This is a genomic window from Pseudomonas sp. FG47, from assembly GCF_057809115.1.
The window spans coordinates 21,879-43,484 of the sequence record NZ_JBMDJI010000018.1 but is presented as its reverse complement, the minus strand read 5'-3'; the positions used below and the strand labels follow the sequence as shown (position 1 = coordinate 43,484).

Genomic DNA, 21,606 nt, shown 5'->3' with positions numbered 1-21,606 from the left:
GGGGCTTTTTCGTTCCGCCCCGTTCGCCAGCAAGCCGGCTCCTACGCCCACCTGTAGGAGCCGGCTTGCCGGCGAAGCTTTTCAGATCACGAACAGATCGACAAACCTGTGCACGGGCATGGCCTCCAGCCTCGCCTGGTCCTTGCATAACGCCACGATCTCCTCACAGCGCTGCCGCGCAAATCGCGTCGCCAAATTCTCCCTGAACTTCGCCTCCAGCAACGGCATCCCCTCCTCCCGCCGCCGCCGATGCCCGATCGGGTACTCCACCACCACTTGCGGCGTGTGCGTGCCGTCCTTGAAGAACACCTGCACAGCATTGGCGATAGAGCGCTTGTCCGCCTCCAGGTACTCACGACTGAAACGTGGCTCCTCGACGATCACCATCTTTTCGCGCAGGCGGTCGATGCTCGGGTGCGCGGCATGGAAGGCATCTTCGTAGTGCTCGGCCACTAGGTCGCCGAAGATCAGCGGCACAGCAGTCATGTACTGCAAGCAATGGTCGCGGTCGGCGGCGTTGGCCAGCGGCCCTTCCTTGGAGATGATGCGAATCGCCGACTCATGGGTGGTGATGACGATACGGTCGATTTCGTGCAGGCGATTGCGCACCTGCGGGTGCAGGATCACCGCCGCCTCGCAAGCGGTCTGGGCATGGAATTCGGCGGGGAAGCTGATCTTGAACAGCACGTTTTCCATGACATAGCTGCCGAACGGTTGCGCCAGGCGCAATTGGCGCTGGCCTTCGGGCTTGAGCGCCAGGTCCTTGTTGGCATGGCTGAACGACACATCGTAGAAGCCCCACTGCCTGGCGGTCAGCGCACCCGGCACCCCCATCTCGCCACGCAGAGCGATATCGGCCAGGCGCACGCCGCGACTGGAAGCATCCCCCGCCGCCCATGACTTGCGCGATCCGGCGTTGGGCGCATGGCGGTAGGTACGCAGGGCCTGGCCATCGACGAAGGCGTGGGACAACGCCGACAACAGCTGCTCGCGATTGGCGCCCATGAGCCTGGCGCAGACCGCCGTGGAGGCGACCTTGACCAGCAGCACATGGTCCAGGCCGACCCGGTTGAACGAGTTCTCCAGTGCCAGCACGCCCTGAATCTCGTGGGCCATGACCATGGCATCGAGCACCTCGCGCATGGCCAGGGGCGCCTCGCCATTGGCCACGCGCTTCTGCGACAGGTGATCGGTAACGGCCAGGATGCCACCGAGGTTGTCCGAGGGGTGGCCCCACTCGGCGGCGAGCCAGGTGTCGTTGTAGTCCAGCCAGCGGACGATGCAGCCGATGTCCCAGGCTGCCTTGACCGGGTCGAGGCGGTAACTGGTGCCGGGCACCCGGGCGCCATGGGGGACGATGGTGCCCTCGACCAGCGGGCCGAGGTGCTTGGTGCACTCGGGGAAACGCAGGGCCAGCAGACCGCAGCCGAGGGTGTCGATCAGGCAGTTGCGGGCGGTGTCCAGGGCTTCGGCGGACTCGACGCGATAGCCGAGCACGTAGTCGGCGAGGGCCTGCAGGACCTGGTCGTAGTCTGGGCGGGCGTTGAGGTCTACGTTTGCGCTCATATACAGCTCCCTTCAAGAGTGCCGGGGCTGCGCTGCAGCCCTTTCGCGACACAAGGCCGCTCCTACAGGGGGACGCAATCCTCTGTAGGAGCGGCCTTGTGCCGCGAAAGGGCCGCGGAGCGGCCCCAACCAACGAAAACCGAACGCTGTTGATGCCTTAGAAACTATCGCCAGGCACGCGTACCCAGCCCTCCATCAGCACTCGAGCGCTTCGGCTCATGATTGCCTTGGTCACGGTCCACTGCCCGTCCACCTGGCGCGCCTCGGCTCCCACCCGCAAAGTGCCGGACGGGTGTCCGAAGCGCACGGCGCTACGCGCACCGCCACCAGCGGCCAGATTGACCAGCGTGCCGGGGATCGCCGCTGCGGTGCCAATGGCCACTGCGGCGGTACCCATCATCGCGTGGTGCAGCTTGCCCATGGACAGTGCGCGCACCAGCAGGTCGACCTCTTCGGCCTGGACCGTCTTGCCACTGGACGCAGTGTAGGTCATCGGCGCCGCGACAAACGCCACCTTGGGCGTATGCTGGCGCCCGGCGGCCTGGTCGACGTGCTCGATCAGCCCCATGCGCACCGCTCCGTGGGCACGAATGGTCTCGAAGCGCCGCAAGGCTGCGCTATCACCATTGATGGCGTCCTGCAGTTCGGCACCGGTATAGCCGATATCAGCGGCGTTGACGAAAATGGTCGGGATACCGGCGTTGATCAGGGTGGCCTTGAAGGTACCGACACCCGGCACCTCGAGGTCGTCGACCAGGTTGCCCGTGGGGAACATCGCCCCGCCCTCACCGTCTTCGTCGGCAGCCGGGTCGAGGAACTCCAACTGCACCTCGGCGGCCGGGAAGGTCACGCCGTCGAGCTCGAAGTCGCCGGTTTCCTGCACCTGGCCGTCGGTGACCGGCACATGGGCGATGATGGTCTTGCCGATATTGGCCTGCCAGATGCGCACGGTGGCAATACCGTTGTGCGGAACGCGCGCCGCATCGACCAAGCCACTGGCGATGGCGAACGAACCCACGGCGGCGGACAGGTTGCCGCAGTTGCCGCTCCAGTCGACGAAAGCAGTGTCGATCGAGACCTGGCCAAATAGGTAGTCGACGTCGTGGTCGGCCTTGATGCTCCTGGACAGGATCACCGTCTTGCTGGTACTGGAGGTGGCGCCACCCATGCCGTCGATCTGCTTGCCATACGGGTCGGGGCTGCCGATCACCCGCAGCAGCAGGGCGTCGCGGGCCGGGCCTGGGACCTGGGCGCGCTCGGGCAGGTCTTGCAGGCGGAAGAACACGCCTTTGCTGGTGCCGCCACGGATGTAGGTGGCGGGGATTTTGATTTGAGGTACGTGTGCCATTGTTGTGATTCCTGATCTTTTCGTTTCGGCGAACATCCCTGGGGCTGCTTTGCAGCCCTTTCGCGACACAAGGCCGCTCCTACAGGAGGTCGCGGTCGCCTGTAGGAGCGGCCTTGTGTCGCGAAAGGGCCGCAAAGCGGCCCCCGTTACATGCTCAACCGGTCGCTTCGAGGAAGTCCTGGGCAAAGCGCTGCAACACCCCACCGGCCTCATAGATCGACACCTCTTCGGCGGTATCCAGGCGGCAGGTCACCGGCACCTCGACACGCTCGCCGTCGCGCCGCGTGACCACCAGGGTCAGGGTCGCACGCGGCCTGCGCTCGCCGAGCACGTCATAGGTCTCGCTGCCGTCCAGGCCCAGGGTGTTGCGGTCGGTGCCCGGCTTGAACTCCAGCGGCAGCACGCCCATGCCCACCAGGTTGGTCCGGTGGATACGCTCGAAACCCTCGGCGACGATCGCCTCGACCCCGGCCAGACGCACGCCCTTGGCCGCCCAGTCACGGGACGAACCCTGACCGTAGTCGGCACCGGCGACGATGATCAGCGGCTGCTTGCGCTGCATGTAGGTTTCGATCGCCTCCCACATGCGCGTCACCTTGCCTTCCGGCTCGATGCGCGCCAGCGAACCCTGCTGCACGCTGCCGTCGTCCTTGCGCACCATCTCGTTGAACAGCTTGGGGTTGGCGAAAGTGGCGCGCTGCGCGGTCAGGTGGTCGCCACGGTGGGTGGCGTAGGAGTTGAAGTCCTCCTCCGGCAGGCCCATCTTCGCCAGGTATTCACCGGCGGCGCTATCGAGCAGGATGGCGTTGGACGGCGACAGGTGGTCGGTGGTGATGTTGTCTGGCAGCACCGCCAGCGGGCGCATGCCGCGCAGGGTACGCTCACCGGCCAGGGCGCCCTCCCAGTACGGCGGGCGGCGGATGTAGGTGCTCATCGGACGCCAGTCGTACAGCGGCGCGACCTTCGGCCCACGATCCTCCTCGATGGCGAACATCGGGATGTACACCTGGCGGAACTGCTCGGGCTTGACCGAGGCGCGCACCACCGCGTCGATCTCTTCATCGCTCGGCCAGATGTCCTTGAGGCGGATTTCCTTGCCGTCGACCACGCCCAGCACGTCCTTCTCGATGTCGAAGCGGATGGTACCGGCGATGGCGTAGGCCACCACCAGTGGCGGCGACGCGAGGAACGCCTGCTTGGCGTAGGGGTGGATACGCCCGTCGAAGTTGCGGTTGCCCGACAGCACGGCGGTGGCGTACAGGTCGCGATCGATGATCTCCTGCTGGATCACCGGGTCGAGAGCGCCGGACATGCCGTTGCAGGTGGTGCAGGCGAAGGCGACGATGCCGAAGCCCAGTTGCTCCAGCTCCTGCTCAAGGCCGGCTTCCTTCAGGTACAGCTGTACCGCCTTGGAGCCCGGCGCGAGCGACGACTTGACCCAGGGCTTGCGTACCAGGCCAAGCTTGTTGGCGTTACGTGCGATAAGGCCAGCGGCGATCACGTTGCGCGGGTTGCTGGTGTTGGTGCAACTGGTGATGGCGGCAATGATCACCGCGCCATCCGGCATCTGCCCCGGCACTTCTTGCCATTGCCCGGCGATGCCCTTGGCCGCCAGGTCGCTGGTGGCCACGCGCGCATGCGGGTTGGACGGGCCAGCCATGTTGCGCACCACGCTCGACAGATCGAAGCTCAGGGTGCGCTCATACTCGGCCTTGGCCAGGCTGTCGGCCCACAAACCGGCGACCTTGGCGTAGGTTTCCACCAACTGCACCTGCTGGTCGTCGCGGCCGGTCAGCTTGAGGTAGTCGATGGTCTGTTGGTCGATGGCGAACATCGCCGCGGTGGCACCGTATTCCGGGGCCATGTTGGAGATGGTGGCACGGTCGCCAAGGGTCAGCGCGCTGGCGCCAGCACCGTGGAATTCGAGGTAGGCGCCAACCACCTTCTGTTTGCGCAGGAACTCGGTCAGGGCCAGTACCAAGTCGGTAGCGGTGATGTTCGGCGCCAGGCGCCCGGTCAGCTCGACGCCGACGATCTCTGGCAGGCGCATCCACGAGGCGCGGCCGAGCATGACGTTTTCGGCCTCCAGGCCACCGACACCGATGGCGATCACGCCCAGGGCGTCGACATGTGGTGTATGGCTGTCGGTGCCGACGCAGGTGTCGGGGTAGGCCACGCCGCGGTCGCTATGGATCACCGGCGACATCTTCTCCAGGTTGATCTGGTGCATGATGCCGTTGCCCGGCTGGATCACGTCGACGTTCTTGAACGCCTGTTTGGTCCAGTTGATGAAGTGGAAACGGTCTTCGTTGCGGCGATCTTCGATGGCGCGGTTCTTGTCGAACGCCTGCGGGTCGAAACCACCGCATTCCACGGCCAGCGAATGGTCGACGATCAGTTGCACCGGCACCACCGGATTAACTGCGGCCGGGTCGCCGCCTTTGTCGGCGATGGCGTCGCGCAGCCCGGCGAGGTCGACCAGGGCGGTCTGGCCAAGGATGTCGTGGCACACCACGCGGGCCGGGAACCAGGGGAAATCGAGGTCGCGCTTGCGCTCGATCAGTTGCTCGAGCGATGCATCGAGGGTAGCCGGATCGCAGCGGCGCACCAGGTTCTCGGCGAGCACGCGGGAAGTATACGGCAGGCCGTCGTATGCGCCGGGCTTGATCGCCTCGACCGCGGCACGGGCGTCGAAGTAGTCCAGGGCGGTGCCTGGCAGGGGCTTGCGGAATTCTGTATTCATGGCACAGGGACTCAATCACGGTAAGGTCGGTGCTGTTGCGGCCGCCCTGCTTCCTGCAGGAGCCAACCTTGCTGGCGATGGGGTGCGAAGCACCCCCAGCCCCGGCGTCGCCAGGGTTCGCCAGCAAGGCTGGCTCCTACAGGGATCGCGGGCTGGCTCAGCGCTGCTCGATCGGCACGAACTGGCGCTGCTCGACGCCGACGTACTCGGCGCTCGGGCGGATGATGCGGTTGTTGGCGCGCTGCTCGAACACGTGCGCGGCCCAGCCGGTCAGGCGCGAGCAGACGAAGATCGGGGTGAACAGCTTGGTCGGGATGCCCATGAAGTGATACGCCGAGGCATGGTAGAAGTCGGCATTGGGGAACAGGCGCTTCTGCTCCCACATGGTCTTGTCGATGGCTTCGGAGACCGGGTACAGCACCTTGTCGCCCACCTCGTCGGCCAACTGCTTGGCCCAGCCCTTGATCACCTCGTTGCGCGGGTCGGACTCTTTGTAGATCGCATGGCCGAAGCCCATGATCTTGTCCTTGCGCTCGAGCATGCGCAGCAGCTCGGCAGTGGCTTCCTGCGGGCTCTGGAAGCGCTCGATCAGCTCCATGGCCGCCTCGTTGGCACCACCATGCAACGGGCCGCGCAGCGAGCCGATGGCGGCGGTCACGCAGGAGTACAGGTCGGACAGCGTCGAAGCGCAGACCCGGGCGGTGAAGGTCGAGGCGTTGAATTCGTGCTCGGCGTAGAGGATCAGCGAGACGTTCATCACCTTGACGTGCAGCTCGCTCGGCTTCTTGCCATGCAGCAGGTGCAAGAAGTGGCCGCCGAGGGTGTCTTCGTCGCTGCTGCAGTCGATACGTACGCCGTGGTGGGTGTAGCGGTACCAGTAGCACATCACCGCCGGGAACAGCGCCAGCAGGCGGTCGGTCTTGTCGCGCTGGGCGTCGAAGGTCAACTCCGGCTCCAGGGTGCCGAGTACCGAGCAACCGGTGCGCATCACGTCCATTGGGTGTGCATCGCGCGGGATGCGCTCGAGCACTTCTTTCAGCGCTTGCGGCAGGTCGCGCAGGCCCTTGAGCTTGCGCTTGTAGTCGGCCAGCTCGGCCTTGCTCGGCAGTTCGCCGTAGAGCAGCAGGTAGGCCACTTCCTCGAACTCGGCGCCTGCGGCCAGGTCGCGCACGTCATAGCCGCGGTAGGTCAGGCCGGCGCCGGCCTGGCCGACGGTGGAAAGTGCGGTCTGCCCGGCCACCTGGCCACGCAGGCCAGCGCCACTGAGTACTTTTGCTTCGGCCATGGTGTTGCTCCTTTCTTGAATTTGTTATCGAGGTCTTTCTGGCTAATTCGGGGGTGCCTGTTGTGCCCCTATCGCCGGCAAGCCGGCTCCTACAGGGAACGTGGGAGCGGGCTGGCCCCGCGATGGGTCATCACGGCCTCAACCTTTTTTTTGCGCAAACAACGCATCGAGGCTCTGCTCGAAAGCGTGGTAGCCGATGGCGTCGTAGAGCTCCATGCGGGTCTGCATGGTGTCGATCACGTGCTTCTGCGTGCCATCGCGGCGCAGCGCGGTGTAGACGTTCTCGGCGGCCTTGTTCATGGCGCGGAACGCCGACAGCGGGTAGAGCACCAGCGACACATCCACCGAGGCCAGCTCTTCAGTGGTGTACAGCGGCGTGGCGCCGAACTCGGTGATATTGGCCAGGATCGGCGCCCTCACCCGGTCGGCGAAGATCTTGTACATCGAAAGCTCGGTGATCGCTTCTGGGAAGATCATGTCGGCGCCGGCCTCGATGCAGGCGGCGGCGCGGTCCAGGGCAGCGTTCAGGCCCTCGACGGCCAGGGCGTCGGTGCGCGCCATGATCACGAAGCTGTCGTCAGTGCGGGCATCGACGGCAGCCTTGATCCGGTCGACCATCTCCTGCTGCGAGACGATCTCCTTGTTCGGCCGGTGACCGCAGCGCTTGGCGCCGACCTGGTCTTCGATATGAATGGCCGCGGCGCCGAACTTGCTCATCGAACGCACGGTGCGCGCGACGTTGAACGCCGAGGCGCCGAAACCGGTGTCGACATCCACCAGCAGCGGCAGGTCGCACACGTCGGTGATCCGCCGCACGTCGGTGAGCACGTCGTCCAGGCCGCTGATGCCCAAGTCCGGCAAGCCCAGGGAACCAGCGGCGACCCCGCCGCCGGACAGGTAGATGGCCTTGAAGCCGGCGCGCTTGGCCAGCAGGGCGTGGTTGGCGTTGATGGTCCCGACCACCTGCAACGGGTGTTCGGCGGCAACCGCGTCACGGAAACGCTGGCCGGGGGTGCTCTTGACTGTCATGACTCACCTCGTGGGCTATTGTTGTCGGCGCCCTGGTAGTGGCGCTCGATATTGCGCTTGGACGCGCCGATGTGGCGGCGCATCAGGAGTTCTGCGAGTTCGCCGTCGCGGGCTTCGATGGCGTCGAGGATGCGGTGATGCTCGGCAAAGGCCTGGCGCGGACGGTTGGGCGTGGTGGAGAACTGAATGCGGTACATGCGCACCAGCTGGTACAACTCGCCGCAGAGCATCTTGTACAGGGTCTGGTTGCCACTGCCCTGGATGATTCGGTAGTGGAAGTCGTAGTCGCCTTCCTGCTGGTAGTAGCCCTGCCCGGCCTGGAACGCGGCGTCGCGCTCGTGGGTGTCGAGCACCTGGCGCAGCTCGTCGATGGCGGCCTGGCTCATGCGCTCGGCGGCCAGGCGACAGGCCATGCCTTCAAGCGATTCACGGATTTCGTACAGCTCGATCAGTTCGACATGACTCAGCGAAACCACCCGCGCGCCGACATGGGGCACGCGCACCAGCAGGCGCTGGCCTTCCAGGCGGTGGATCGCCTCGCGCAGCGGGCCACGGCTGATGCCATAGGTACGCGCCAGCTCCGGCTCGGAGATCTTGCTGCCCGGCGCGATCTCGCCCTTGACGATGGCGGCCTGGATGCAGCGGAAGACGTGCTCCGAGAGGGTCTCGGTCTCGTCCTGGGGGAGCAACGTGGCTTGGGCTGTATCCAGCATGATTGTCGACACCTTCAAAATCAATGACGGCAAAACTAGCTAAATAGAGACGCACAGTCAAAGACAAAAAGAATATTGTCGACAATCGTCTAATAACGAACTTCACCCGCACCCTTGCGGTCTGATCGCGGGCGCGCTGGCGTCAAGGCACCGGCGTGATAGAATGCCGCGCTCCTTCGGGAGCATGGACACTGTGTCTGTCATCATTTCATGGTGTCGACAGACCTCTTGAGGACGCTTGGCCAGTCGCCTTGCCCTGAACCCCGCACAGCACCGCGCCAGGATTATGAGACTCATACCCGCTTCATTGCTGCTCTGCCTGACCCTGCTGCCGGCACTCGCGCCTGCGGCAGACAAGACCGTTTACGGCCTGAACGAATACGCCCGCCTCGGCGGCCTGGACCTGGAAGTGGCGGCCAAGCTCGACACCGGCGCCAAGACCGCCTCGCTCAGCGCCCGCGACATCAAGCGTTTCAAGCGCAATGGCGAGAGCTGGGTGCGTTTCTACCTGGCCATCGACGCCGCGCACCAGCACCCCATCGAACGCCCCCTGGCCCGTGTCAGCAAGATCAAGCGCCGCGCCGGGGACTATGACGCCGAATCCGGCAAGGCCTACACTGCTCGTCCGGTGATCGAACTCGAGATCTGCATGGGCCAGACGCAACGCACCATCGAGGTCAACCTCACCGACCGCAGCGCCTTCCAGTTCCCGCTGCTGATCGGTTCCGAGGCCCTCAAGCACTTCGGTGCGCTGGTCGACCCAAGCCTTAAATACGCGGCCGGCAAACCTGCCTGTGCCACCGAAGCTCCCAAAGCAGAGTAATTCCGATGCGCTCTCTTACCCTCCACCTGAAAGTCCTGATCACCGTCCTGGTGCTGCTGGGCATCGCGGTCACGGCCTATCAGATCTTCTTCCTCGGCATCCCGGTGACTGAAGACGAAACCGACGACCTGTGGAACATCGACGCCAAGGTCGAGTTCGTCGCCAGCGCCAAGGACCCGGTCAAGGTGCAGATGTTCGTGCCGCCGCTGAACCGTGACTACGTCAGCCTCAACGAGAGCTTCATCTCCAACAACTACGGGGTCAGCGTCAACCGCGCCGACGGCAACCGCAAGGTCACCTGGTCGGCCCGCCGCGCCAGCGGCAACCAGACCCTCTACTACCGCCTGGTGCTGACCAAGCGCTACAGCAGCGAAAAGGCCAAGATCAAGGGCCCGACCTTCCGCGACAGCCTGGCCGTCGAAGGCCCGGAGAAAATCGCCGCCGAGGCGTTGATGGCACCGATCCGCCAGCATTCGGCCGACGTCGAGACCTTCGTCAGCGAAACCATCAAGCGGGTCAACAACCTCAACGACGACAACGCCAAGCTGCTGCTGGCCGGCGACAACTCGCCGATGAAGAAAGCCCAGGTCATCGACCTGCTGCTGTCCATCGCCCACGTGCCGATGGAAAAGGTCCACACCATCCGCCTGGTCGCCGACACCCCGCAAAACCCGGAGCTGTGGCTGCGCAGCTTCAACGGTAACGACTGGCTGTACTTCAACCCGGAGACCGGCGAGCAGGGCCTGCCCAGCGACCGCCTGCTGTGGTGGACCGGCGACGACAACCTGATCAGCGTCGATGGCGGCAAGAAGGCCACCGTCACCTTCAGCATGAACAACAGCGAGATGAACGCCATCCGCCTGGCCAAGCTGACCGACGAGAACACCGACGCCGACTTCCTCGAGTACTCGCTGTACGGCCTGCCGCTGCAGACCCAGCAGACCTTCATGATCATGGTGATGATCCCGATCGGCGTACTGGTGATCCTGGTGCTGCGCAACCTGATCGGTATCCAGACCCTGGGTACCTTCACCCCGGTGCTGATCGCCCTGGCCTTCCGCGAGACGCAACTGGGCTTCGGCATCATCCTGTTCACGGTGATCACCGCGCTCGGCCTGTCGCTGCGCTCGTACCTGGAACACCTCAAGCTGCAGATGCTGCCGCGCCTGTCGGTGGTGCTGACCTTCGTCGTGGTGCTGATCGCCGCCATCAGCTTGTTCAGCCACAAGCTGGGCCTGGAGCGCGGGCTGTCGGTGGCGCTGTTCCCGATGGTGATCCTGACCATGACCATCGAACGCCTGTCGATCACCTGGGAAGAACGTGGTGGCGGCCATGCCATGAAAGTGGCCATCGGCACCCTGTTCGCCGCGTCCATCGCGCACCTGCTGATGACCGTGCCCGAGGCGGTGTACTTCGTCTTCACCTTCCCAGCGGTACTGCTGATCCTGGTGGGCTTCATGCTGGCGATGGGTCGCTACCGCGGCTACCGCCTGACCGAGCTCGTTCGCTTCAAGGCTTTCGTGAAGGCTGACGCCTGATGTTCGGACTGATCAAGACCTGGAAGGCCCTGGAAGCCCGGGGCATCATGGGTATCAACCGGCGCAACGCGGACTACGTGCTGAAGTACAACAAGCGCCATTTGTACCCGATCGTCGACGACAAGATCATCACCAAGGAGCGCGCCCTGGCGGCCGGCATCCATGTGCCGGAGATGTACGGCATCATCGAGACCGAGAAGCAGATCGACAAGCTCGACCAGATCATCGGCGGGCGCAACGACTTCGTCATCAAGCCGGCCCAAGGCGCCGGCGGTGACGGCATCCTGGTCATCGCCGACCGCTTCGAAGATCGCTACCGCACGGTTTCGGGCAAGATCATCAGCCACGAGGAGATCGAGCACCAGATCTCCAGCATCCTTACCGGCCTGTATTCGCTGGGCGGGCACCGCGACCGCGCGCTGATCGAGTACCGGGTCACTCCGGACCAGATCTTCAAGAGCATCAGCTACGAAGGCGTGCCGGACATCCGCATCATCGTGCTGATGGGCTACCCGGTGATGGCCATGCTGCGCCTGCCAACCCGCCAGTCCGGCGGCAAGGCCAACCTGCACCAGGGCGCCATCGGCGTCGGCGTGGACCTGGCCACCGGCCTGACCCTGCGCGGCACCTGGCTGAACAAGATCATCAGCAAGCACCCGGACACCACCAACGCGGTGGACGGCGTGCAACTGCCGAACTGGGACGGCTTCATGAAGCTTGCCGCCAGCTGCTACGAGCTGTGCGGCCTGGGCTACATCGGCGTGGACATGGTGCTGGACCAGGACAAGGGCCCGCTGATCCTCGAGCTGAACGCCCGCCCCGGCCTGAACATCCAGATTGCCAACGACTGCGGGCTCACGCAACGCACCCACGCCATCGAGGCGCACCTGGAGATGCTGGCCAAGGAAGGCCGCAGCGAGGATGCCGAGCAACGCGTGAAGGTCTCGCAGGGCTTGTTCGGGCACGTCAATCCGCTATAGCCCAGGCCCTGCGCAATCCCTGTAGGAGCGGCCTTTCGCGACACAAGGCCGATCCTACAGGGGGATTGCGCAAATCTGGATCGTGAATGTCGTTGCCAGCGCTAGGCGCATTTCCTACACAGGTCTACAATCGCCCTCCTCGCTTGTTCATCGCCGTCCACTCTGATGCCGACCTGTACGCTGCACCCCCTGCCCTACCAGCCCGACCCCGCCTTCTACTTCGAACGCCTGCGCCGCGCGCCCGGCGCGATCCTGCTCGACAGCGCCCGCCCCAGTGCCGAGCGCGGCCGCTATGACCTGCTCAGCGCCTGGCCACTGCAGCAGTTGCAGGCACACCCCGACGAAGACGGTCGCGACTACCTGCAACGCCTGCGCCAGGCACTGGTGGACCTTGGGGCAGCGCAACTGCCCGAGGGCATCGAGCTGCCCTTCGCCGGCGGCCTGATCGGCTACCTGAGCTACGACTTTGGCCGGCGCCTGGAGCAATTGCCGACGCAAGCGGTCGACGACCTCGGCCTGCCCGACGCCCGGCTGGGGCTGTATGCCTGGGCACTGGTGTCCGACCATCGGCTGTGCAGCAGCCAGCTGGTGTTCCACCCGTACCTGCCTGAGGGCGAGCGGCAACGGCTCATCGCGTTGTTCGAGGCCGCCTCCCTGGGCGGTAGCGGTGACTTCCACCTGCTAGCGCCCATGACCGGCGATCTTCGTCCCGAGCAGTACCGGGCGGCGTTCGACCAGGTGCAGCGCTACATCCAGGCCGGTGACTGCTACCAGATCAACCTCACCCAGCGCTTCCGCGCCCCCTGCCAGGGTGACCCATGGCGCGCCTACCAGGCCCTGCGCGCCGCCTGCCCGACGCCGTTCTCCGGCTACCAGCAGCTGGATGAAGGCACGGCGCTGCTGAGCTTTTCGCCCGAGCGTTTCATCCGTGTCAGCCAGGGCGAGGTTGAGACCCGCCCGATCAAGGGCACCCGCCCACGCGCCGCCGACCCGGCCGAGGACGCCCGCAACGCCGCCGAGCTGCTGGCCAGCCCCAAGGACCGCTCGGAAAACCTGATGATCGTCGACCTGCTGCGCAACGATATCGGCCGTACCTGCCAGACCGGCTCGGTGAAGGTGCCGGAGCTGTTCAGCCTGGAGAGCTACCCCAACGTCCATCACCTGGTCAGTAGCGTGGTCGGCCAGCTGGCCGCCGGCAAGGACGCCCTGGACCTGATCGCCGGCAGCTTCCCCGGCGGCTCGATCACCGGCGCGCCGAAGATCCGCGCCATGCAGATCATCGACGAGCTGGAGCCGGCCCGCAGGGCGCTGTACTGCGGCTCGCTACTGTATGTCGATGTGCGCGGCGAGATGGACAGCTCCATCGCCATTCGCAGCCTGCTGGTCAAGGACGGCCAGGTCAGTTGCTGGGGAGGTGGCGCGGTGGTGGCCGATTCGGATTGGCAGGCCGAATACGAAGAATCGATCGCCAAGGTGCGCGTGCTGATGGAAACACTGCAAGCCTTGTAGAACTCCGTGGAAGCGGGCTTGCCCCGCGAGCGCCAGGCGTCTGCCCCGCCATTTTTTGTTACCATCTGATCACTACGAGCGCACAGCGCCACTCACCCGATGGAAACCGCCTGATGAGCCAACCCTTCGACGTCGCCGCCCTGGCCGCGACCTACGCCAGCAAGTCCCCGCAGGAGATCCTCAAGCTCGCCTTCGAGCACTTCGGCGACGACCTGTGGATTTCCTTCAGTGGCGCCGAGGACGTGGTGCTGGTGGACATGGCCTGGAAGCTTAACAAGCAGGTAAAAGTATTCAGCCTCGATACCGGGCGCCTGCACCCTGAAACCTACCGTTTCATCGACCAGGTGCGTGAGCAGTACAACCTGCCGATCGAGATCCTCAGCCCGGATCGCGACAAGCTCGACCCGTTCGTCAAGGAAAAGGGCCTGTTCAGCTTCTACAAGGACGGCCACGGCGAGTGCTGCGGCATCCGCAAGATCGAGCCGCTGCGCCGCAAGCTGGCCACCGTCAGCGCCTGGGCCACCGGCCAGCGCCGCGACCAGAGCCCCGGCACCCGCAGCCAGGTGGCGGCCCTGGAGATCGACAGCGCCTTCTCAACTCCCGAACGTCCCCTGTACAAGTTCAACCCGTTGGCGCAGATGACCAGCGAGGAAGTCTGGGGCTACATCCGCATGCTCGAGCTGCCCTACAACAGCCTGCACGAGCGCGGTTTCATCAGCATTGGTTGCGAGCCGTGCACCCGGCCGGTGTTGCCGAACCAGCATGAGCGCGAAGGACGTTGGTGGTGGGAAGAGTCGACCCAGAAGGAATGCGGGTTGCACGCGGGCAACCTGATCAGCAAGGCTTGAAATAGCAGGGGCCGCAAAGCGGCCCCAACTTTTACAGATCAGTGCACCGGCAGCTCGACACCCTCGAACAGCTCTTCGAGCTCCTGCTTGTTATGGCACTGGATGGCCTTGGCCATCACCTCACGGGTCAGGTGCGGGGCGAACTTCTCGATGAAGTCGCACATGAAGCCACGCAGGAAAGTGCCACGACGAAAGCCGATCTTGGTGATGCTGGCTTCGAACAGCTCACTGGCATCCAGGCACACCAGGTCGCTGTCGAGTTTCGGGTCTACCGCCATCTTGGCCACGATACCCACGCCCAGGCCCAGGCGCACATAGGTCTTGATCACGTCCGCGTCGGCGGCGGTGAACACCACCTTCGGCGTCAGGCCACGGTGGCTGAACGCCTCGTCGAGTTTGGAACGGCCAGTGAAGCCGAATACATAGGTGACGATCGGGTACTCGGCCACTGCCTCCAGGGTCAGCTTCGGCAGCTTGGTCAGCGGATGGCCCTGGGGCACCACCACGCAGCGATTCCACTTGTAGCAAGGCATCATGATCAGGTCACCGAACAGCTCCAGCGCCTCGGTGGCGATGGCGAAATCGACCGTGCCATCGGCGGCCATCTCGGCGATCTGCATCGGCGAGCCCTGATGCATGTGCAGGGCGACTTCCGGGTATTGCTTGATGAAGCTGCTGATCACCGGCGGCAACGCGTAGCGCGCCTGGGTGTGGGTGGTGGCGATCGACAAGGTGCCCTTTTTCTCGTTGGAGAATTCCTGGGCGATCTGCTTGATGCTTTCGACCTTGCGCAGGATCTCGCCGGCAGTATTGATGATGCGCTCGCCGGCCGGGGTGACGCGGGTCAGGTGCTTGCCGCTACGAGCGAACACCTCGACACCCAGCTCGTCCTCGAGCAGGCGAATCTGCTTGCTGATCCCAGGTTGGGAGGTGTACAGGCTCTGCGCCGTCGCGGAAACGTTGAGGTCATGGTGCGCCACTTCCCAGATGTAGCGCAGTTGCTGAAGCTTCATAGATATCCCTCAAAGACGGTAGGTCACCGGCGCGCCGGCAGCGACGAGTTATAACTATATTAGTGGCTAGAGAAATAAATCTAGAACTATTTTGTTACGTCCGCAGGAAAAGCCCTACCGCCAGACTCACACCTTCCTACGCCCAAGATGCTGAGCCAACGGCACCATGTACACCGGCACCGGCGACAGCTGCAGCAGCCGCACCGCCGTGCGACCGATCGGCACGTCCACCCCTGCCCCAGCGCTGTGGCTGCCGAAGATCAGCAGGTCGACCGCCAGGCGTTGGGCCTGCTCGAGGATCACCTGCGCCGGGTCGCCTTGACGCACCCGTACCGCGCGGATCAGCGCCAGGTCGGCGACCTCGCCCAGTTCCTCGCGAAAGTTCTCCAATACCCGCTGCTCGATATTGGCCATGACCGTCGTCACGCCTTCACTGTGCAATGTATCGAGGGTCTGCTCATCGAGGTAGCTCTGCAGCAAGGACTCGGCGAACTGGCCCATGGGCTCCACGGCATGAATCACATACAGCTCCGCGTTGAAGGTCCGCGCCAGGGCCAAGGCGTGCTGCATGACGAAGGGCGCGTAAACACCGAGGTCTGTAGCGAACAGCATGGAACGGATCATTCGACCTCCTCGACTGCCGCTTCGGCAGAGCAAGCTTGAGCTTAGCAGCGCCATGGGCCGTCGCCTGGCCGTCCGGCGCACAGCCGCCGCGGCTTTCAGGCCTGCCGGTTACGCCGGTCGAGAAACGCCAGTGCCTGGTGCAACGCCTCCATGCGCGGCAACTCACACCCCGCCGCGCGTGCGCGGGCCAAGGGTTCGGCGTAGATCGCCTGCAGCTCCAGTGGCCGCTGCAAGGCATGGTCGTGGTACATGCTCGGCCAGTAGTCCGGCATCTTCTCGGTGACGCGGAACAGGTGCTCGGCGTAACCCGCCGGCAGCTCACGGCCACAGGCCTTGGCGCCCGCCACCACTTCGGCCATCAACGCCTGGATCAGCGCACGGCTGTCGGCATCGCCCATCAAAGGTGTGGTGCTGGCCTGCAGCAGCACCGAAAGGCCGTTGTAGGGCACGTTCCACACCAGCTTCTGCCAGCGCGCCTGGTCGAGATTGGCCATCGCCTGGGAGTCGATGCCAGCGGCGCGGAACAACCCGGCCCCCTCCTCGACCAGCGCCGCGCCGCCGTCCTCGGCCGGGCCGCTGTGATAACCGAGGTTGACTGTGCCCAAGGCTTGGTGGCGGATCATCCCGGGGCCTTCGCGGTTGACACAGATGAAGCACAAGCCGCCCAGCAGGTGCAGCCCCCTTGGCAGCGCCGGGCGCAACTGCTCCTCGACCCCCAGGCCGTTCTGCAATAGCACCACCCGCGCTTGCGGCGCGGCCGCCTGCACGATCAACGGCGCCAGCTCGGCATTGCTGGTGGCCTTGGCGCCGACCAGCAACCAGTCGCAAGGCGGCATGTCGGCGGCGCTGGCATAGGCCTGCACCCGCCGATGCACAGGACCATGCACCGCACTGTCGAGGCTCAGGCCCTGCTCACGGACCACGCCGTACTCGCCACGCAACAGGAAATGCACGTCGAAGCCGGCTCGGGCCAGCATCAGTCCATAGAAGCCACCAATGGCGCCGCTGCCGATAATGCCGATGCGAGGTGTGCCTGGGTACATGCCATACTCCTGCCGTGAGCTGTTGTTATCTGGCGGTTTTTTAGCACGCCCATCGGCGAGCCCGCGACCCTGGCAGGCAAAAACCCCGTGTCGACGTGCCCAAGCCCATTGTCGCGCCCCCCGCTAACGCGCTAAGGTTCGGCCCTCCCCGCTGCGAACATTCTGCTGCTGGGCCGCACGGGGATTGCTGGCGGCCGGCACCCGTGACCTGACGAGTAACACGATGGCTGATTTACCGATCGATGACCTTAACGTTGCCTCCAACGAGACTTTGATCACCCCTGATCAGCTCAAGAAGGAAATCCCCCTCAGCGCCAAGGCCCTGCAGACCGTGACTGCCGGCCGCGAAGTGGTGCGCAACATTCTCGACGGCAAGGATCACCGCCTGTTCGTGGTGGTCGGCCCCTGCTCGATCCACGACATCAAGGCTGCCCACGAGTACGCCGAGCGCCTGAAGGTGTTGGCCGAGGAGGTTTCCGACACCCTGTACCTGGTCATGCGCGTGTATTTCGAGAAGCCGCGTACCACTGTCGGCTGGAAAGGCCTGATCAACGACCCGTACCTGGATGACTCGTTCAAGATCCAGGATGGCCTGCACATCGGCCGCCAGTTGCTGCTGGACCTGGCCGAGAAAGGCCTGCCCACCGCCACCGAGGCCCTCGACCCGATCTCCCCGCAGTACCTGCAGGACCTGATCAGCTGGTCGGCCATTGGCGCGCGCACCACCGAATCGCAGACCCACCGCGAGATGGCCTCGGGCCTGTCCTCGGCGGTCGGTTTCAAGAACGGCACCGACGGCGGCCTGACCGTGGCGATCAACGCCCTGCAGTCGGTGTCCAAGCCGCACCGCTTCCTCGGCATCAACCAGGAAGGCGGCGTGTCGATCGTCACCACCAAGGGCAACGCCTACGGCCACGTGGTACTGCGCGGCGGCAACGGCAAGCCCAACTATGACTCGGTCAGCGTCGCCCTGTGCGAACAGGACCTGGCCAAGGCCAAGATCAAGCCCAACATCATGGTCGACTGCAGCCACGCCAACTCCAACAAGGACCCGGCCCTGCAGCCGCTGGTCATGGAGAACGTGGCCAACCAGATCCTCGAAGGCAACCAGTCGATCATCGGCCTGATGGTCGAAAGCCACCTGAACTGGGGCTGCCAGGCCATTCCGAAGAACCTCGACGAACTGCAGTACGGGGTCTCGGTGACCGACGCCTGCATCGACTGGGCGGCTACCGAAAAAACCCTGCGCAGCATGCACGCCAAACTCAAGGACGTGCTGCCCAAGCGCCAGCGTGGCTGACACTTGCGCAAACGAAAACGCCGGGCATTGCCCGGCGTTTTCATGTGCGCGGCCCGTTCAGGCCTTGCTCGAGTGGCGCTGCTGGCGCTCCATGTAGCGCTCCACATAGGAACACGACGGAATCACCGTGTAGCCCATCTGGTCAGCGTACTCCAGAGCCTTCTCGGTCAGTGCGGCAGCGATCCCGCGGCCACGCAGGGCGTTGGGCACGAAGGTGCGGTAGATGTCCAGCGTCTGCTTGCCCAGGTCCATGTACGTCAGGTAAGCCCGGTGACCGTCCACGGTGGTCTCGAACTGATGACCGGCCTGGTCATGGTGGATGGTCAGCGTGTCGCTCATCACTACTCCTCGCAGGTCTTCTCGACAGACCCTTGCCCTGTGGTTACTCGGCGCAGCAGCCTCCACGCCACCCTAGCCCCTTGGACAGCAGCCCGACCTCTATCGTTCTGCCACCCTGCGGCACCTCCAAATAGTAGGCGCCACTGGCGTGATTGCTCAAGCAACCTGGGTGAAAAAGCCGCGATGGCGGTTTACCGACCCCGCCTCGGCGTTGCAAGAGCTGCTGAATGTTCTTTGGTCTAAGACGCTGAACGACCAATAAAGTCACCCTTAGTTCAACAAAAAGTTCCCGTACTACAGAAGCTTGCGCGCCCTGCCGGTTTTTTTCACACTTTCTTTACAAACCCCGTCGCCGCCCCCGTCTTGCAGCATTTTTTTTGCAGTTCTTGCGCTCAGTCAGTTTACTTACTACAAGTAATGGGTACTATGTACGCCGGCCAGTTTCTCTTTTCCGAGAGATGGCTCTTTAATAGAAAGTCCTTGAAGGGGAACACGATGAACAACGTTCTGAAATTCTCTGCTCTGGCTCTGGCCGCAGTTCTGGCTACCGGTTGCAGCAGCGTATCCAAAGAAACCGAAGCTCGCCTGACTGCTACCGAAGACGCAGCAGCTCGCGCCCAGGCCCGTGCAGACGAAGCCTACCGCAAAGCTGACGACGCTCTGGCAGCTGCTCAGAAGGCTCAGCAGACCGCTGACGAAGCCAACGAGCGTGCTCTGCGTATGCTGGACAAAGCCAGCCGCAAGTAATAATCCTCACGGATTGTTATGGAGCCGACCCACTTGTGGGTCGGCTTTTTTATTGCCCGCGCAAAGGCCGGTCCGTACAAACGAAAAGGCCCGCGCTGAGGCGGGCCTTGGACAAGTAGCGAATCGCTTACTGCAGTTCGGGCGGAATGCTCGACACCATCGGCGCACTGCCCCCCGCCACCGGCACGGCGATTTCCACCGGCATGCCATCTTCGGCGGCAACTACATCGCGTACCATGTCCCAGTTCATACGCAAGTTGTTGGCCAGGTCTTCACGCTTGAGCAAGGCATTGATCACCGCGGTGTGCTTGTCGACCACCGACGGGTTGCCATGGTCGTCCAGCGGCGTATGCGCCTCGAGGTATACCTTGCCACCACTGATACCGAACTTGTAAGGCTCGTTGATGATGCGCACGGGTGTACCGACCGGCACCATCTTCGACAGTTCCAGCACGTTGTTATTGAGCATGCGGAAGCAGCCGTGACTGGTGCGCATGCCGATGCCGAACTTCTTGTTGGAACCGTGAATCAGGTAGCCCGGCACGCCCAGGGTGAACTTGAACGGCCCCAGCGGGTTGTCCGGGCCGGCCGGCACCACGCTCGGCAGGATGTCGCCGTCGGCGGCATGCTCGGCGCGGATCGAGGCTGGCGGGGTCCAAGTCGGGTTCGGCGTCTTGGCGGTGATCTTGGTGTTGGCGATCGGCGAACCCCAGCCTTCACGGCCAATTCCCAGCGGGAAGGTGTACACCACGCCCTGGCCTTTCGGGTAGTAGTACAGGCGGTACTCGGCCAGGTTGATGACCACGCCGTCGCGCGGCCCTGGCGGCAGGATGTAGCGGGTCGGCAGGATGATCTCGGTGCCGGCGCCCGGCAACCAGGGATCGACCCCCGGGTTGGCGGCGATCATCTCGAGGTAGCCGAGGTCGTTGGCGGTGCCGATGTCGGCAAAGGTGTCTTCGTACTTGGCCTTGATCACCTGGACCTGGCCGACCACGTCCTCACCGGGTGGCGGCAACGGCAGTTCCAGCGCAACAGCGGGGCCGGCGGCCAACAGGGCGGCCAGCGAGAGGCTACGGGTGAAGGCAGGAAAGCGCGGCAACATCCGGTAAATCCTTCGAAAGGTCAGTCAAGGGAATCGATTGTACACCCGCGCCGATACAAGCGGGAGGCATCGGCCAGCGGCAAGCGTTTCAGATGATGAAAGGCACTCAGAGTTCCGGCCACACCGGACGCATGCCACGACGCTGGGCATCGAGAATCGCCCGACACAGCGGGCACAGGCGCTCGTCGCGGTAGATCGCCCGCTCCACCCCAGACCAGCGCGGCTGCGCCGGCAGCAGGCCGCCGCACAGGGTGCGATCGACGGGCACGCCCAGTTCGAGTTGGCGGGCGGCAAGATGAATGCGAACTTCCTGGCAGGCAAACAGGTCGAGCTGCTCATCGGGCTCGATCAATTGATAGGCATACAGGGACCAGGCGGGGCGCGGCATCGGGGGCACTCGAAACGGGGGGCGCAACATTAGCCGAAAGCAGCCCCCGATAAAAGCGTCACAGCAAGGGTTTTATCGCCGGCCAGGCATTTTCCAGCAGCCGTTGCTGGGCGCTGGCCGCCGGATGGATGCCATCGGCCTGCATCAACGTCGGTACTCCACCTACGCCTTCGAGGAAGAACGGCACCAGCGGCACCTGCTTATCGACCGCCAACTGTTCATAGACCCGGGCGAACGCCGTGGTGTAGCGCGCGCCGTAATTGGGTGGCAAGCGCATGCCCAGCAGCAGCACCTTGGCCCCGGCCTGGCGGGACTGGTCGATCATCGCGGCAAGATTCTGTTGCAATTGTTGTGGCGGCTGCCCACGCAGGCCATCGTTGCCGCCAAGCTCCAGCACCACCAGGTCCGGTTTGTGCGCCGCAAGCAGCGCCGGCAGCCGCGCCTGGCCGCCTGCGCTGGTGTCGCCACTGATCGAGGCATTGACCACCTGGTCGTCGAAACCCTCCTTTTTCAACTGCTGCTGCAACAGGCTGACCCAACCCTGGCGGGTATCCAGGCCAAAACCGGCGCTGATACTATCGCCGACGACCAGCAATGTTCCCGCCGCCGCGCCCTGGGCCAGGCAACACAGGGCCAGGCCGGCACTCAACCACCACATTCGCATCGGA

Annotated in this window: 20 protein-coding genes; 7 read left to right on the top strand and 13 right to left on the bottom strand. The window is 64.2% G+C overall.

Annotated features, from left to right (window positions below; translation table 11 throughout):
• Positions 1-81: 81 nt before the first annotated feature.
• The 6 genes from prpD to ACODS5_RS15040 form a co-directional block, all read right to left on the bottom strand.
• Positions 82-1,566 carry a 2-methylcitrate dehydratase gene (prpD, locus tag ACODS5_RS15065; protein WP_134690194.1) on the bottom strand — a complete coding sequence of 495 codons (1,485 nt, stop codon included), beginning with the start codon at positions 1,564-1,566 and terminating at the stop codon, positions 82-84.
• A 157-nt stretch (positions 1,567-1,723) separates the two neighbouring features.
• Positions 1,724-2,914, bottom strand: a complete 1,191-nt coding sequence (gene prpF, locus ACODS5_RS15060) for a 2-methylaconitate cis-trans isomerase PrpF (protein ID WP_489109031.1) — start codon at positions 2,912-2,914, stop codon at positions 1,724-1,726.
• A 154-nt stretch (positions 2,915-3,068) separates the two neighbouring features.
• Positions 3,069-5,657: a Fe/S-dependent 2-methylisocitrate dehydratase AcnD gene (gene acnD / locus ACODS5_RS15055; protein ID WP_134690192.1), complete on the bottom strand. Its 2,589-nt coding sequence runs from the start codon at positions 5,655-5,657 to the stop codon at positions 3,069-3,071.
• Between the two features lie 157 nt (positions 5,658-5,814).
• The gene (prpC, locus tag ACODS5_RS15050; RefSeq protein ID WP_046854911.1) at positions 5,815-6,942 is read right to left on the bottom strand and encodes a bifunctional 2-methylcitrate synthase/citrate synthase; all 1,128 of its coding nucleotides are present in this window, start codon (positions 6,940-6,942) and stop codon (positions 5,815-5,817) included.
• Positions 6,943-7,080: 138 nt separating this feature from the next.
• Positions 7,081-7,971 carry a methylisocitrate lyase gene (gene prpB, locus ACODS5_RS15045; protein WP_134690191.1) on the bottom strand — a complete coding sequence of 297 codons (891 nt, stop codon included), beginning with the start codon at positions 7,969-7,971 and terminating at the stop codon, positions 7,081-7,083.
• Entirely contained in the window at positions 7,968-8,684 is a 717-nt protein-coding gene (locus ACODS5_RS15040) for a GntR family transcriptional regulator (RefSeq protein WP_134690190.1), read from the bottom strand. The genes prpB and ACODS5_RS15040 overlap by 4 nt, the downstream gene beginning before the upstream one ends.
• 286 nt (positions 8,685-8,970) lie before the next feature.
• On the opposite strand from ACODS5_RS15040, the gene rloA reads away from it, so the two are divergent.
• The 5 genes from rloA to ACODS5_RS15015 all read left to right on the top strand — a co-directional run bounded on the left by rloA (position 8,971) and on the right by ACODS5_RS15015 (position 14,382).
• The gene (rloA, locus tag ACODS5_RS15035) at positions 8,971-9,507 is read left to right on the top strand and encodes a retropepsin-like aspartic peptidase RloA (protein WP_134690189.1); all 537 of its coding nucleotides are present in this window, start codon (positions 8,971-8,973) and stop codon (positions 9,505-9,507) included.
• A gap of 5 nt (positions 9,508-9,512) precedes the next feature.
• A complete protein-coding gene (gene rloB / locus ACODS5_RS15030) occupies positions 9,513-11,045 on the top strand; it encodes an osmotic stress tolerance membrane protein RloB (protein ID WP_134690188.1) in 1,533 nt (510 codons plus the stop codon).
• Entirely contained in the window at positions 11,045-12,025 is a 981-nt protein-coding gene (locus tag ACODS5_RS15025; RefSeq protein WP_134690187.1) for an alpha-L-glutamate ligase-like protein, read from the top strand. The genes rloB and ACODS5_RS15025 overlap by 1 nt, the downstream gene beginning before the upstream one ends.
• 165 nt (positions 12,026-12,190) lie before the next feature.
• The gene (pabB, locus tag ACODS5_RS15020; RefSeq protein WP_489109030.1) at positions 12,191-13,534 is read left to right on the top strand and encodes an aminodeoxychorismate synthase component I; all 1,344 of its coding nucleotides are present in this window, start codon (positions 12,191-12,193) and stop codon (positions 13,532-13,534) included.
• A gap of 113 nt (positions 13,535-13,647) precedes the next feature.
• Positions 13,648-14,382, top strand: coding sequence for a phosphoadenylyl-sulfate reductase (locus ACODS5_RS15015; protein ID WP_046854908.1), 735 nt, complete (start codon positions 13,648-13,650; stop codon positions 14,380-14,382).
• Positions 14,383-14,420: 38 nt separating this feature from the next.
• On the opposite strand, the gene cysB is transcribed toward ACODS5_RS15015, so the two are convergent.
• The 3 genes from cysB to ACODS5_RS15000 form a co-directional block, all read right to left on the bottom strand.
• Positions 14,421-15,395 carry an HTH-type transcriptional regulator CysB gene (gene cysB / locus ACODS5_RS15010; protein ID WP_134690184.1) on the bottom strand — a complete coding sequence of 325 codons (975 nt, stop codon included), beginning with the start codon at positions 15,393-15,395 and terminating at the stop codon, positions 14,421-14,423.
• A 126-nt stretch (positions 15,396-15,521) separates the two neighbouring features.
• Entirely contained in the window at positions 15,522-16,019 is a 498-nt protein-coding gene (locus ACODS5_RS15005; RefSeq protein ID WP_134690183.1) for a universal stress protein, read from the bottom strand.
• A 95-nt stretch (positions 16,020-16,114) separates the two neighbouring features.
• Positions 16,115-17,062 carry a putative 2-dehydropantoate 2-reductase gene (locus ACODS5_RS15000; protein ID WP_489109029.1) on the bottom strand — a complete coding sequence of 316 codons (948 nt, stop codon included), beginning with the start codon at positions 17,060-17,062 and terminating at the stop codon, positions 16,115-16,117.
• Positions 17,063-17,285: 223 nt separating this feature from the next.
• On the opposite strand from ACODS5_RS15000, the gene ACODS5_RS14995 reads away from it, so the two are divergent.
• Positions 17,286-18,362 (top strand): 3-deoxy-7-phosphoheptulonate synthase, encoded by a 1,077-nt coding sequence (locus ACODS5_RS14995; RefSeq protein WP_011533136.1) that lies wholly within the window; start codon positions 17,286-17,288, stop codon positions 18,360-18,362.
• A 57-nt stretch (positions 18,363-18,419) separates the two neighbouring features.
• Here the strand turns inward: ACODS5_RS14995 and ACODS5_RS14990 are convergent, their stop codons facing one another.
• Complete coding sequence (locus ACODS5_RS14990) at positions 18,420-18,701, bottom strand: GNAT family N-acetyltransferase (protein ID WP_134690181.1); 282 nt, start codon at positions 18,699-18,701, stop codon at positions 18,420-18,422.
• A 495-nt stretch (positions 18,702-19,196) separates the two neighbouring features.
• Here ACODS5_RS14990 and oprI point away from each other — a divergent pair, with 495 nt between their 5' ends.
• On the top strand, positions 19,197-19,448 hold the full coding sequence (oprI, locus tag ACODS5_RS14985; protein ID WP_003259780.1) for an outer membrane lipoprotei OprI: 252 nt from the start codon (positions 19,197-19,199) through the stop codon (positions 19,446-19,448).
• 127 nt (positions 19,449-19,575) lie between these two features.
• Here oprI and ACODS5_RS14980 read toward each other — a convergent pair whose 3' ends face one another.
• The 3 genes from ACODS5_RS14980 to ACODS5_RS14970 all read right to left on the bottom strand — a co-directional run bounded on the left by ACODS5_RS14980 (position 19,576) and on the right by ACODS5_RS14970 (position 21,602).
• Positions 19,576-20,550: a L,D-transpeptidase family protein gene (locus ACODS5_RS14980; RefSeq protein WP_134690180.1), complete on the bottom strand. Its 975-nt coding sequence runs from the start codon at positions 20,548-20,550 to the stop codon at positions 19,576-19,578.
• 106 nt (positions 20,551-20,656) lie between these two features.
• Positions 20,657-20,938, bottom strand: a complete 282-nt coding sequence (locus ACODS5_RS14975) for a hypothetical protein (RefSeq protein WP_028692618.1) — start codon at positions 20,936-20,938, stop codon at positions 20,657-20,659.
• 58 nt (positions 20,939-20,996) lie between these two features.
• Positions 20,997-21,602, bottom strand: a complete 606-nt coding sequence (locus ACODS5_RS14970; RefSeq protein ID WP_167659442.1) for an arylesterase — start codon at positions 21,600-21,602, stop codon at positions 20,997-20,999.
• Positions 21,603-21,606 lie beyond the last annotated feature (4 nt).